At 74.0% G+C, this 12,178-nt stretch carries 14 protein-coding genes; 6 read left to right on the top strand and 8 right to left on the bottom strand.

Annotated elements, in window-relative coordinates; translation table 11 throughout:
- Positions 1–320 precede the first annotated feature (320 nt).
- A complete protein-coding gene (locus ABZ495_RS29510) occupies positions 321–1,487 on the top strand; it encodes a GDSL-type esterase/lipase family protein (RefSeq protein WP_359838946.1) in 1,167 nt (388 codons plus the stop codon).
- A gap of 144 nt (positions 1,488–1,631) precedes the next feature.
- Here the strand turns inward: ABZ495_RS29510 and ABZ495_RS29505 are convergent, their stop codons facing one another.
- The 4 genes from ABZ495_RS29505 to ABZ495_RS29490 form a co-directional block, all read right to left on the bottom strand.
- Positions 1,632–2,543 carry an alpha/beta hydrolase gene (locus tag ABZ495_RS29505; protein WP_359838929.1) on the bottom strand — a complete coding sequence of 304 codons (912 nt, stop codon included), beginning with the start codon at positions 2,541–2,543 and terminating at the stop codon, positions 1,632–1,634.
- A gap of 4 nt (positions 2,544–2,547) precedes the next feature.
- The gene (locus ABZ495_RS29500) at positions 2,548–3,189 is read right to left on the bottom strand and encodes a dihydrofolate reductase family protein (RefSeq protein WP_359809595.1); all 642 of its coding nucleotides are present in this window, start codon (positions 3,187–3,189) and stop codon (positions 2,548–2,550) included.
- A 414-nt stretch (positions 3,190–3,603) separates the two neighbouring features.
- Entirely contained in the window at positions 3,604–4,014 is a 411-nt protein-coding gene (locus tag ABZ495_RS29495) for a cupin domain-containing protein (RefSeq protein WP_359809597.1), read from the bottom strand.
- A gap of 29 nt (positions 4,015–4,043) precedes the next feature.
- Positions 4,044–5,060: a zinc-dependent alcohol dehydrogenase family protein gene (locus ABZ495_RS29490; RefSeq protein WP_359809598.1), complete on the bottom strand. Its 1,017-nt coding sequence runs from the start codon at positions 5,058–5,060 to the stop codon at positions 4,044–4,046.
- Between the two features lie 225 nt (positions 5,061–5,285).
- Between ABZ495_RS29490 and ABZ495_RS29485 the strand changes: the two genes are divergently transcribed.
- The 3 genes from ABZ495_RS29485 to ABZ495_RS29475 all read left to right on the top strand — a co-directional run bounded on the left by ABZ495_RS29485 (position 5,286) and on the right by ABZ495_RS29475 (position 8,408).
- Positions 5,286–6,197, top strand: coding sequence for a helix-turn-helix transcriptional regulator (locus tag ABZ495_RS29485; protein ID WP_359809600.1), 912 nt, complete (start codon positions 5,286–5,288; stop codon positions 6,195–6,197).
- Positions 6,198–6,705: 508 nt separating this feature from the next.
- Positions 6,706–7,674, top strand: coding sequence for an LLM class F420-dependent oxidoreductase (locus ABZ495_RS29480; protein WP_359809602.1), 969 nt, complete (start codon positions 6,706–6,708; stop codon positions 7,672–7,674).
- A gap of 314 nt (positions 7,675–7,988) precedes the next feature.
- Complete coding sequence (locus tag ABZ495_RS29475; RefSeq protein WP_359809604.1) at positions 7,989–8,408, top strand: hypothetical protein; 420 nt, start codon at positions 7,989–7,991, stop codon at positions 8,406–8,408.
- Between the two features lie 156 nt (positions 8,409–8,564).
- Here the strand turns inward: ABZ495_RS29475 and ABZ495_RS29470 are convergent, their stop codons facing one another.
- A complete protein-coding gene (locus ABZ495_RS29470) occupies positions 8,565–8,858 on the bottom strand; it encodes an STAS domain-containing protein (protein ID WP_359838927.1) in 294 nt (97 codons plus the stop codon).
- 125 nt (positions 8,859–8,983) lie between these two features.
- The gene (locus tag ABZ495_RS29465) at positions 8,984–9,418 is read right to left on the bottom strand and encodes an Hsp20/alpha crystallin family protein (RefSeq protein WP_359809608.1); all 435 of its coding nucleotides are present in this window, start codon (positions 9,416–9,418) and stop codon (positions 8,984–8,986) included.
- A 109-nt stretch (positions 9,419–9,527) separates the two neighbouring features.
- Here ABZ495_RS29465 and ABZ495_RS29460 point away from each other — a divergent pair, with 109 nt between their 5' ends.
- Both ABZ495_RS29460 and ABZ495_RS29455 read left to right on the top strand, forming a co-directional pair.
- Entirely contained in the window at positions 9,528–10,217 is a 690-nt protein-coding gene (locus ABZ495_RS29460) for a hypothetical protein (RefSeq protein WP_359838925.1), read from the top strand.
- The gene (locus ABZ495_RS29455; RefSeq protein ID WP_359838923.1) at positions 10,192–10,437 is read left to right on the top strand and encodes a hypothetical protein; all 246 of its coding nucleotides are present in this window, start codon (positions 10,192–10,194) and stop codon (positions 10,435–10,437) included. Before ABZ495_RS29460 ends, ABZ495_RS29455 begins: the two co-directional genes overlap by 26 nt.
- 172 nt (positions 10,438–10,609) lie before the next feature.
- On the opposite strand, the gene ABZ495_RS29450 is transcribed toward ABZ495_RS29455, so the two are convergent.
- Both ABZ495_RS29450 and ABZ495_RS29445 read right to left on the bottom strand, forming a co-directional pair.
- A complete protein-coding gene (locus tag ABZ495_RS29450) occupies positions 10,610–11,119 on the bottom strand; it encodes a hypothetical protein (RefSeq protein ID WP_359838921.1) in 510 nt (169 codons plus the stop codon).
- Positions 11,120–11,343: 224 nt separating this feature from the next.
- Complete coding sequence (locus ABZ495_RS29445) at positions 11,344–11,904, bottom strand: hemerythrin domain-containing protein (protein WP_359838919.1); 561 nt, start codon at positions 11,902–11,904, stop codon at positions 11,344–11,346.
- Positions 11,905–12,178 lie beyond the last annotated feature (274 nt).

Genomic DNA, 12,178 nt, shown 5'->3' with positions numbered 1-12,178 from the left:
GGCCCAGGACAGCACCGGCACGCCGAACGCCTTCCCGGTGCCGGACCACTCCGGGCTGCCCTTCGCGGCGAGCGCCTCCCGCCCGCCCTCGGCGCGGCACGGGACGCCGCCGGGCTGATTCCCCGTCGCAGCCCCGCCCCGTCCTCGGCGCCGATTCAGGTACGTACCCCCTCGGGATCCGACCGGCGGACCGGCACGACCCGCACCCGGCCGACACCACATCACCGTCGCGGTGACTAGGTTCGTGGTGGGGCCCGATGCCTCCGGCCGGGCACCCGCCCGGCCGGACGGGCCGGAGTCGAGGAGCGGTGACAGTGACGATGCGGGAGTATCCGCTGGTGGGCGGTCCGGTCGAGGTACGGGGGGCGCTTGATCTGGAGCGGACGCCGGCCGGGGTGATGCCGCGCCGGCTGCCGGCCTGGACCAAGGAGCAGTACCAGGACCCGTCGGTCTACGGGGGAACGGTGATGCCCTCGGGCGTGCGGCTGGTGTTCCGCACCGAGGCGCGGGTGCTCGAGTTCGAGGTGCTCACGTCCACGGGACAGCTCGACGGCGACCCGGAGCCCCGGCCGACCGGAATGCTGGACCTGACGGTGGACGGCGTCCTGGTCGGGCGGCAGCGAGCGCCGTTGGGCAACGTCATGCGGATGGCGGGCCCCGAGGCCGAGCAGCGGCTGATACCGGGGAAGCCGGCGACGGCGCGCTTCGCCGGACTGCCGGCCGGGATGAAGGACGTCGAGCTGTGGCTGCCGCAGCAGACCCCCACGGAACTGGTGGCGCTCCGCGCCGACGGCGAGGTCCTGGCACCCCTTCCCGACGGCCGGCCCCGGTGGGTGCACCACGGCAGTTCCATCAGCCACTGCCTCGAAGCCGACGGTCCCACCGGCACCTGGCCCGTGGTCGCGGCGTCCATCGGGGGCGTGGAGGTGACCAACCTCAGCGAGCCGGGCAACGCCATGCTGGACCCCTACGTCGCCCGAACGATCCGCGACCTTCCCGCCGACCTGATCAGCCTCAAGACCGGCGTCAACATCGTGGGCCTGGCCACCTTCCGCCTGCGGACCTTCGGCCCGGCGGTGCACGGATTCCTGGACACCATCCGGGACGGCCATCCCGACACCCCGCTGCTGGTGATCTCCCCGGTGAGCTGCCCCGCGCTGGAGGATCGTCCCGGCCCGACGACGATGAGCCCGGACGGAAGGATCACCGCGCTCGGGGACCCGGCCGACCTGGCCCGGGGAGCGTTGTCGCTGCAGGTGGTCCGTGACGAGCTGGCGAGGATCGTCGCGGCCCGGCAGGCCCACGACCCTCACCTGCACCACCTCGACGGACGCGACCTCCTCGGCCCGGCCGACGTGGACGACCTCCCCGACGGGCTGCACCCGTCCGCCGCCGCCTACCGCCGCATGGGCGAACGCTTCGCCGCCCACGCCTTCGCCGCCGACGGCCCGTTCCGCGCCCGCCCCCGCACCCGGCCGGCCGAGTGAGCCGTCCGGGGGTGCGGCGCCCGGCGAGCCGGGTCCGAGGAGCCCGGGGCCGTCCGAGGCGTTCCCGGGCAGCCTCCGACCCCGGTGGCGCCGGGGCCGCCGAGGCTGGCGGGTGCGCGGTGGACCGGTGGTGGGTGGGGGCGTTCACCGTGGACGGCCGCCGCGCGGGGCGGACCCGTCCGGAGGCGGGAGCCGCGCAGCACCGGCCGTCCGCTGTCCGAGCGCGAGCATCGCCTCGCTGACCTCGCCGAGGGCCGCGTCCGGCATCGCGGTGGCGGCGTCTTCGAGAACGAGCAGTCGTGCCCGGGGGATCGCGCGCGCGATCGCCTCGCCGTTGCCGACGGGGAAGAACGGGTCGCGGCGGCCGTGGACGACGAGGGTGGGGATCCTGATCTCGGGCAGGCGCTCGCGCCAGCGGGGCCGGCAGTCGAGCTTGGAGAACGTCATCCGCAGCTGGTTGGCCGTCTGGACCGGGGGCGCGGTGCCGGGGGTGCGGTCCCAGATGCGCGCGGCGGTCGCGCGGGCGGCGGCGGGGTCGTCGCCGAGGATCTCGGCGCCGGTGGCGGCGAACTCGGCGACGGCCCGGCGGTCGGTCCAGTCGGGCATCGGGCGTGCGAACAGCCGGCTCATGGTCGCGGGGTCGTGGTCGGGGAGGTCGTCGTCGGGCGGGCCGGGGGCGACGGGGCGGGTGCCGACGAGCGTGAGCGCCGAGAAGCTGTCCGGGTGGTCGAGCACGGCGACCTGGGCGACCATGCCGCTGACGCCGATGCCCGCGAGGTGGGCGGGGCCCCCGCCGAGCGTCTCGGCGAGGGCCGCCGCGTCGGCGGCGAGGTCGCGCAGGGTGTAGTCGGGTGCCTGCGGATCCGCGGTCGTCGACTCCCCGCTGTCGCGCAGGTCGTAGCGCACCACGCGGCGTCCGCCGGCGGCGAGGCGTTCGCACAGCGCGTCGGGCCAGGAGAGCATCGTCGTTCCGCCCGCGAGCAGGACGAGTGGCGCGTCCTCGCGGCCGAACGACTCGATGCCCAGGGCGGTCCCGTTGGTATGGACGACGGTCATCGGGTCACCGGGACTCGTCGCGGCCGAGACCGCGGTCGGGCGCGCTCATGTCGCCCGTCGCGGGCGTGCCGTCGGCGAGCCCGTAGCGCAGGTAGACGGTGCCCTCCGGACCGGCGACCGGCGGTTCGAGGAGGGTGAGGTTCGTGGGCACCGCGCCGCCGTCGAACACCTTCTTCCCGACGCCGAGCGTGATCGGGTGCACCCAGAGGTCGAGACGGTCGAAGAGCTTCTCCCGCAGGAGGGTCTGCACCAGGTCCAGGCTCCCGACGACCTTCACGTGCTCGTGCCGCTCGCGGATCTCGCGCACCGCGCCGGCCAGGTCCGGGCCGAGCCGGGTGGACCCGGCCCACGGGAGATCGGGCGTGCCCCGGGAGGCCACGTACTTCGGGACGCGGTTGAAGAGCTCGGCGATCTCGCCGTCCTTCTGGTGCGGCCAGTAGGCGGCGAAGATGTCGTACGTGCGCCGGCCGAGCAGCAGGGCGTCGGTGCCCTCGTACGCGGCGACGATCTGCGCGCCGGTGGCCTCGTTCAGCAGGGGCGCCTGCCAGCCGCCGAACGGGAACCCCGCCGGGTCCTCGTCGGGTCCGCCGGGCGCCTGCGCGACGAGGTCGAGGGTCGCGAACAGCTCGATGTGGATGAGTCCCATGTCTGTACTCCCGATGAGTCGGTGATCCCGGTCGAGATATAGACCTGCCGGGGCCGGAAAACTCATCGCCGCGCCGGAACCCGGTTTCCGTATCCGCCGGTCCGCCGTCCGGGCCGTCCGCGGTGCCGGCCGCTCTGGGGGAGTCGCTGCTGTCGAAGCTCCGTATGGCGACCATGATCGTACTGGCCGGTCACTACCGTGTCGTCTCCCCGGGTGATCGCGACCCGGCGACGAGTCGGTCGGGGGAAGCGGACAGGGAGCGGTGGTTTGCCGGACGGCCGCTCCCGGGGCCGCGGTGCGCGGGGCGTGCGGTCGGGGGCGATCGGGACGCGAGGGTGGAACGCGGCGGTCAGTCCCGAGACGGTGAAGTCGACGACGTCGCCGCCGTAACCGGTGACCGCGATGACGCCCGTGTCAGTGGGTGGCCGGAGTCGCGGTGTACTCCTCGTCGGTGACGGGGCTCAGCCACTGCACGACGTCGTGGTCGTCGTCGCCCTCGTTGATCGCGAGGTGGACCATGAGCCGGTTCGACGCCGCGCCGTGCCAGTGCTCCTCGTCGGCTTCGAACAGGACGCGGTCGCCGGGCCGGATGACCTCGACGGGTCCGCCGCGGCGCTGGCACAGGCCGATGCCCTCCGTGACGAAGACGGTCTGGCCCAGCGGGTGGCGGTGCCAGTGGGTGCGGGCGCCGGGCATGAAGTGCACCAGGTTGGCGGTGACCCGGGAGGGCGTGGGCGCGGCGGCGACGGCATCGATGTAGACGTCGCCGGTGAACCAGTCCGCTGGGCCCTTGGCGGTGTCGATCGAGCTTCGGGTGATCTGCACGTGTGCTCCTTGTACGGGGGCGGGGGCTGTCAGGGGGTGAGGAGGGTTTTGATCGCGCGGCGCTCGTCCATCGCCCTGTAGCCCTCGGCGACCTGGTCGAGGGGCAGGGTGAGGTCGAAGACCTTGCCGGGGGCGATCCGGCCGGTGAGGACGCGTTCGATCAGGTCGGGCAGGTAGCGGCGCACCGGGGCGGGGCCGCCGCGCAGGCCGACGTGGGAGAAGAACAGTTCCTGCCCGTCGAGGGCGACCTCGTGCGGGACGCCGACGAAGCCGACACTGCCGCCGGGGCGGGCGGAGTGCAGCGCCTGCTGCATGGACTGGGCGGTGCCGACGCACTCCAGGACGCTGTCGGCGCCGATGCCGCCGGTCAGTTCCTTGATCCGGGCGATGCCGTCCTCGCCGCGTTCGGTGACGATGTCGGTGGCGCCGAAGGCCCGGGCGAGGTTCTGCCGGGAGGCGTGGCGGGACATGGCGATGATCCGCTCCGCACCGAGCTCCTTCGCGGCGATCACCGCGCACAGGCCGACCGCGCCGTCACCGACCACCACCGCGGTCGAGCCGGGTCGGACGCGGGCGGCGTCGGCGGCCCACCAGCCGGTGCCCATCACGTCCGAGTTCGCCAGCAGGCCCGGCCAGAACTCCTCGCCGGGGACCTCGTCCAGGGCGACCAGGGTCCCGGCGGCGTTCGGGATGCGCACGTATTCGGCCTGGCAGGTGGACATGAACTCCCGGTGCAGGCAGTTCGACTGGAAGCCGTTGCGGCAGTTCGGGCAGGTGTTGTCGGAGGTCGCGAACGAGCCGACCACGAACTGGCCCGGCCGCAGACCGGTCACCTCGGAGCCGACCTCCTCCACGAAGCCGACGTACTCGTGGCCCATCGGGTGCGGATCGCCGATCGGCTCCGCGCCCCGGTAGGGCCACAGGTCGGAGCCGCACACGCAGGTGACGGCCGTGCGGATGACCGCGTCGGTGGGGTGGAGGATCTTCGGGTCGTCCAGCGTCTCGAAGCGGACGTCACCGGGGGCGTGGATCACTGCGCCGCGCATGGGGATCTTCCTTCGCGTTCCGGGGCGCGGCGGCCGGGCGAGCCGGCCGCCGCCGAGTACGGGTCGGGCGCACACTCCGCTCGGTCCGCTCGGTCCTGTCGGCTCCGAGGCGGAGAGCGCCACGTGATCCAGGAAACCCGGTGCCGGCGAGCGCAGCGAGCCACCGTCGAGGGGCGTACCGGCAGTACACCCCTGCGCCGCCCGGATCGCCGTACCGTCGAAGGCGTGGACAACAGCCAGGAGGTCCGCGAGTTCCTCACCTCGCGGCGCGCGAAGATCACCCCCGAACGGGCGGGCATGCCCGCGGGCTCCCGCCGCCGGGTGCCCGGCCTGCGGCGCAGCGAGGTCGCCGCCCTCGCCGACCTGAGCGTCGAGTACTACGCCAAACTGGAACGCGGCAGCCTCGCCGGTGCCTCGCCCGCCGTCCTGGAGGCCGTCGCCCGCGCCCTGCAGCTCGACGACGCCGAACGCGCCCACCTGCTGCGCCTCGCCCAGGCCGCCGACGGCTCCTACGTCCTCGCCCGCCCCCGCCGCCGCACCGGCGGCCGCCCGTGGACGCCGCGCCCCAGCCTGCAGTGGATGCTCGACGCCGTCACCGCCGGGCCGGCGTTCGTCCGCAACGGCCGTATGGATCTGCTCGCCGCCAACCAGCTGGCCCGCGCGTTCTACGCCGAGGTCTACGACACACCCGGCAACCGGAACAACCTGGCCCGGTTCAACTTCCTCGACCCCGCCTCCCGCCGCTTCTACCCCGACTGGGACCAGGCCGCCGACATCGCCGTCGCCATCCTGCGCACCGAGGCCGGCCGCGACCCCCACGACAAGGACCTCCACGACCTGGTCGGTGAGCTCTCCACCCGTAGCGACGAGTTCCGGACCCGCTGGGGCGCCCACGACGTCCGTCATCACGGCACCGGCACCAAACGCTTCCACCATCACGCGGTCGGCGACCTCACCCTCGCGTACGAAGGCCTGGAGCTGGCCGCCGAACCCGGCCTCACCCTCACCGTCTACTCCGCCGAACCCGGCTCCGCCTCCGACGAGGGCCTGCGTCTGCTCGCCTCCTGGGCCGCCACCCGCGAAGCCGGGAGTGGCTTCCGGCAGACCGAACAGTCGGCGTCGACTCCTCACGAGTGAGCACGTCCCACTGTGTGGACCCTGAATCCGGGATCGGCACCGCCCCCCAAGACGGCCGGGCTCCTCACGCTCGTCGACGTGAGGAGCCCGGGCATCAGCGCACGCCCGCCGCCTGCCGTCCCACCCTGACCGGGACGAGACGCCGTCCAGGTGCGCCCTCCTTGGCGTCGAGGAGGACGAAGCCCGACATGGAAGTGGCCTGACCGCGTGACGAGGCCGGCGGAGACACAGGGTGGATCTCCGTCGGCTTCGTCGTTGTCGCGCGGCCCGCCCGGCCGACGACCGGTTGAAGGACGGGCCCTCGGACACGCCTCAGGCCCCCGTCGGTGTCCAGCGTCCTCCGGTCGGGGTGCCGCCGAGGCCTGGACGACCGCCGCCCTGTGGCGCAGCCACGGCCCGCGTCGGGCGGGCGCCGGCAGGTGGCCGCTGCCGCTGCCGGCATCCGGGGGCCCGGATGGGACGGGGCGGCTCGGTGTGAGGGTGACGGTGATCGGGCAGGCGCGGGGTCATGGTGAGAATCGGATACACGATGATGACCGAGCAGCGCGGCCCGCGTGACCTGGTCGCGGACGTGGTGCGCGCCGAGCAGGGCGGGTTCGACTTCTCGGTGATCTCGGACCACTCCTTCCCCTGGCTGGACGAGCAGGGTCACGCCCCGTACGCGTGGGCGGTGCTCGGTGCCGCCGCGCAGGCCACCTCCCGGATCCCGCTCATGACCTACGTGACGTGCCCGACGTTCCGCTACCACCCCGTGGTGGTGGCGCAGAAGGCCGCCACGCTGCAGTTGCTGTCCGAGGGCCGCTTCCGGCTCGGGCTGGGCAGCGGCGAGAACCTCAACGAGCACGTGATCGGCCGGGGCTGGCCGGCGGTACCGGTGCGCCAGGCGATGCTCGACGAGGCGGTACAGATCATCCGGGCACTGTTCGACGGCGGGTACGTCACCCGGCGGGGCCGGTACTTCGACGTCGAGGGTGCCAGGCTGTGGGATCTGCCCGACCGGCCGCCGCCGATCGGGGTGGCGGTATCAGGGCCGGACTCCTGCGAGCTTGCCGGCCGGCTGGCCGATCTGGTGATCGCCGTGGAGCCGGACCAGGCGCTGATCACCGGGTTCGCCGAGCACGGCGGCGCCGGAAAGCCGGCCGTGGGTCAGCTTCCGGTGTGCTGGGACACCGACCGGGACACCGCTGTCCGGCGGGCCCACGAGCAGTTCCGCTGGTTCGGCGGCGGTTGGAAGGTCAACGCCGAGCTGCCCGGGACGGCGGGGTTCGCCGCCGCGAGCCGCTTCGTCCGCCCCGAGGACGTCGCCGAATCCATTCCGTGCGGTGACCGGGTCGACGACTTCGTCGAGGCGGTGCGGCCGTTCGTCGACGCCGGGTTCGACGAGGTGGCCCTCATACAGGTCGGCGGCGACAGCCAGCCCGCGTTCCTCGACTGGGCCGAGGGCACCCTGCTGCCGGCCTTGCGTGAGGCGTTCTGAAACCTGGGCGGCTCGGTCACGCCGCGGCTCCGCCGGGCACAGGACGGTCGGGGCATGCTCGACGACGCCCTCGCCAAGGCGTTCGCGGACCGCCCCTCCGGGCCGATCGTCGATCTGACGGGCGTGACCTGGTCCGGGGGAGGCGCCGGTGCACACGGACAGAACCGACGTCCCCCGGAGGGAGATCGTCGGGGAGGCGGCCCGGCCGCTCGAAGGACCGGTCGGATCAGGCCGGCCCACCTGCCCGCACGCTTAACCCGTCCCCGCTGACACCGCCGACCGGCGCGCTGGGCCCTGCCGATACACTTCCCGTCATGAGCATGGTCATGGCGGTCGAGCGCGTCATCCACGAGGCGGAACTCCAGCTCACCGACGGGACCTGGGAACTCACCGCGACCGACTCCGCTCTGGCCCGCAAGACCGCCGCAGCCCTCGATGCCGCCATCGGCCCCGCCGACACCCACCAGGCGCTGTCGAGGATCGAGCGGCTCGCCGCACTGCGCGAAGCTCTCGCGGCCCTGGCACTGACCATCGCCCGCACCCATGGCCACCTCGCCTGGTTCCTCGCCGACGCCAGCAGCCACCTCGCACCGGTCCTTCACTGGCGCGCCCTGGACGCCCCCGGCAACCGCAGCTTCGGCGCCGTCCTCCCCACCGGCGACGAACTCGCCGACGCCGAGGCCGCCGCCCGCCTCCTCGCCGCCATGCTCACCCGCGGCAGCCATACCACCTGACCGGCCGGGTGGGCGCCGAGGAGGGTCAGGACGATCCGGGCGGCCCGTTCGGCCTCCTGGGGGTGGCGTCATCACCGCGTTCCCGGATTCCGCCAGGAACGCCTCCCAGGGAAGAGTCACCGCGATTCTTCCTTCACCCCAAAAGCCGGTGTCCGGTCAGGGCGGCACGGCCAGGCGCCGGTGCAGACCGGTGAGCTTCAGCAGGCGGATGACGCAACGCCCGGCTCCGCGCACGATCAGGCGCCTGCCGTTGCGGTCGGCCTGGTTGCAAGCCTGGACGAGGGCGCCCAGGCCCGCGCAGTCCATGAACGTCACCTCCGACAGGTCGAGGACCACCTCCCGGTGCGACTCGAGCGCGGTGGCCAGGGCATGGCGCAGGGCCGGGGCGGTGTCGAGGTCGACCTCGCCGTCCGCCCGCACGATGAAGGGTTCGCTGCTCCGGCTGTTCATGGCGTTTTCGCGTCGCTGCGGGCAGGCCGGTCCGGGCGGGCCGGCCTGCGGTCGGGGGTGTTCCGGCCGCCCCCTCGATCGAGGGGGGAGAGATCGGGGGCGGCGCGGAACGGCATCGGGGCGGGTCAGGCCTGGATCTGCGTGCGGCTTCCGCTGTGGCTGATCGCGACCTTGCGGGGCTTGGCTCTCTCGGTGACCGGGATCTTCAGGGTCAGCACGCCGGCGTCGTAGTCGGCGGTGATCCCGGCGGGGTCGAGGGTGTCGGACAGCATGACCTGGCGGGAGAACACCCCGAGCGGGCGCTCGGACAGCTCCCACTTCACGCCCTCGCTCTCGCGGCGGGGGCGACGCTCGGCCTTGACGGTCACCATGTTCCGTTCGACGTCGATGTCGATGGCTTCCGGGGCCACCCCGGGCAGGTCGAAGCAGATCACGTACTCGTCCCCGGCCCGGTAGGCGTCCAACGGCATCGATGCCGGCCGCGACCAGGTTCCCGTGTTGCCCAGGAACTGCTGGGTCAGCCGGTCCAGCTCGCGGAACGGGTCAGTGCGCAGCAGCATCGCGAAACACCTCCACAGATCGAACGGGTGCCAGTGCGCTTCGTCTGAGACCGTTGTAGCGCGTCATCCATCCGATGACAAGTCGCCGCGTCGCCTATAGAGTGACTGCATGAACGACAAGCCCCGCAGACCCGCCCCCGACGGCCCCCGGCCGGTCGAACCCGCCTCGTTCCTGGCGGCCGCGGCGGCGCTGGCCGCCATCGACGACGCCGTCCGCACCGCCCGCGACCCCGGTACACAGCCCCCGGGCGCCCTTGACGCGCAGGACGGCCCCGAGCCCGCTCTGGCCGCACTCGTCCTGCTGCGGGAGCTGCGCACCGAGCTCGCCGGCTGGGAGGCCGGACTGGTGCGGACCGCCCGGGAGGCCGGTGCCACCTGGGCCGACCTCGCCCACCCCATGGGCGTCGCCAGCCGCCAGGCGGCCGAGAACCGCTACCTGCGCCTCAAGCCCGCCGCAGGCCGCACGACGCGGGCCGGTACCGGCGCGGAACGCGTCAAGGCCGTCCGTGACCGCCGAGCCGCCGACCGCACCGTCACCGCCTGGGCCCGTGACAACGCCGCCGAGCTGCGGGTCCTCGCCGCCCAGATCACCACGACCGCGCTCGGCCCCGGCGCTCGTCCCGCCCAGGCCGCCCTGACCGCCGCCCTCGGCGCCACCGACCCCGCCGACCTCATCGAGCCCCTCGCCGCCGTCCGCCCCCACCTCGGCGCCGGCCAGGACGACCTCGCCACCCGCCTCGACGCCCTCACCCACCACACCACCCAGCTCCGCGATGACAGCGACCAACGCCGCGCCTGATCCCGTCGCCGCCGAGGAGCGCTGGCAGGAGCTCCTGGACCGGATTCACGACCTCGAAGCACGAGTGGCCGCCACCACGGTCGCCGTCACCACCGCCCTCGACTCCCACCTGGCCCGGCTCGACACCCTGCGCCACCAGCTCGCCCGACCTGACTGGTCACTGCTCGCCCCCGATGCAGGCGGCCCCCGGGCCACGCCGGCGAGCGACCAGCACGCCTGACCCGGCCAGCCAACAGGCCCGACCCGGCCGGGAGGCGCCTGCGGCCCGCGACTGCCGCCGGGGCGCGCCCGTGTCCCACCGGCGCGCCCCGGCGGCGGTCAGCGCCAGTGGCCTCCAGCGGTCTGCCAGCTCCAGGTGGCCCCGATGTCGGACGCTCGGTCGGCCGGCGGCATCACGCCGTCGGGGCGCCCTCGACGTCCAGCCGCTCCCCGAGCCGGCTCCGGTGCAGGGCGGCGACGGGCTCCAGGAGGTCGGGGTGGCGCAGCAGGACGGCGGCCTCGGTGTCGCGGATGCCGGGCTCGGTGAGGCGTCGCAGGGCTCCCGCCCCGGTGTGGTGCTCGGTCGTGGCGAGGGTCTGGTGGGCGTGCGAGGCGAGGGCGGGGTCGGCGAGGAAGCAGGCGGCCCAGCTGACCACGGTCTCGTCCACCCAGGTCCGCCACGCGGCGTCGTCTGGACGGGGGTCGTGGCCGGCGAGCCGGTCGAGCCGGTCGGCGCCGCCGGGGCCGAGCAGGTCCAGGAGCTGGACGTCCATCGGGGTGGGGTAGCACAGGGCGGCTGCCAGGGCGGTCGCCTGCCGGGCCTGGCTCTCGGCGAGTGCGCGGCTGAAGGCGCCGGCCGGGGGAGGGTAGGCGTTCAGGAGCCAGCGGGTGCAGGAGGCTATGACGGGTGACAGGTCGGGCACGGGGATCGGTCCCTCGGGGAGGCGCTCGCCTGGTCCGGTGCCGGTGGTGCGAGCCGTCCGGTACGGAGCCGCGCTGCCCAGCTCGTGGCCGCCCAGTGTAGGCCGCTTCCTTGCGGGGGCGGCATGACGGGCATCACGCCGGCCCGATCCTGGCGTCGGGGCAGGGCGGGCCGTGCGACGGCCCCGCCCCGACGCCAGGACCGTCGGCCGGTCGCGGGGGTGGATCAGGACTTGCCGCGGCCGGTGACGAAGTCGCGGGCCCGGTCGACCAGGCCGACACCGGGAGCGAGCAGCTTGCTGGCCGCGGGGCTGTCGGGTGCGGCGGGGTGGGGGCGGGTCGGCGCCATGGACTTGGCCCGGCGGATCTTGTCACCGAGGTCGTTCAGCTGCTCCGGCGTACACGCTTGGCGCAGCATGGGGAAGAGGTTGTGCTCCTCGTCCTGGACGTGTGCCGCGACCTCGCCCATGAGCCGCCGGAGCAGGGGGCTCATCTGCGGGTCGTCCGTCTTCGTGTTCTCCAGCTTCTTGAGGAGTTCCTCGACCCGGCCGTGGTCGGCGATCTCCTTGTCCGCGAGCCGGTCGCCGCCCTGGACGTGCTCGCGCACCGCCGGGTAGAGGTACTGCTCCTCGGCGACGGAGTGCCGCACCAGCTCGATGGTGACCTCGTCGACCACGTCCCGCAGCTGCTGGCCGCCGCCCGTCATCGCCTGGATCCGGGCGAACATCTCCTCCACCTCCCGGTGGTCGGCCATCAGTTCGTCGATCACGTTTCCGCCGTGTCCCATGAAACGCCCCCTCTCGTTCGTTCCGTCCGGGCCGGGCTGGTCCCGGCCACCGGGCAGTCGTTCCCCGGCGGGCGCGTGCGGTGGGCGACGGCGACGCCACCTCACCCGAACGGAGGCCGACCGCGGCCAGGTCCCTGGGCCCGGCCCCCGAGGCCGGAGCCGGGCCCCGGCACGTGGCCGGGCCCGGCGCGGGGGCAGCGCGGCACGGCGCACCGCCGGGACGGGCACGGGCGGGCCCGCGAGTCGGCCCTTACGTTCGGGGTAGACGCCGCTG

The organism is Kitasatospora sp. NPDC005748, assembly GCF_040630735.1.
Taxonomy (GTDB): domain Bacteria; phylum Actinomycetota; class Actinomycetes; order Streptomycetales; family Streptomycetaceae; genus Kitasatospora.
The sequence above is the reverse complement of the archived record's forward strand: the minus strand, read 5'-3'. Positions and strand labels throughout refer to the sequence as shown.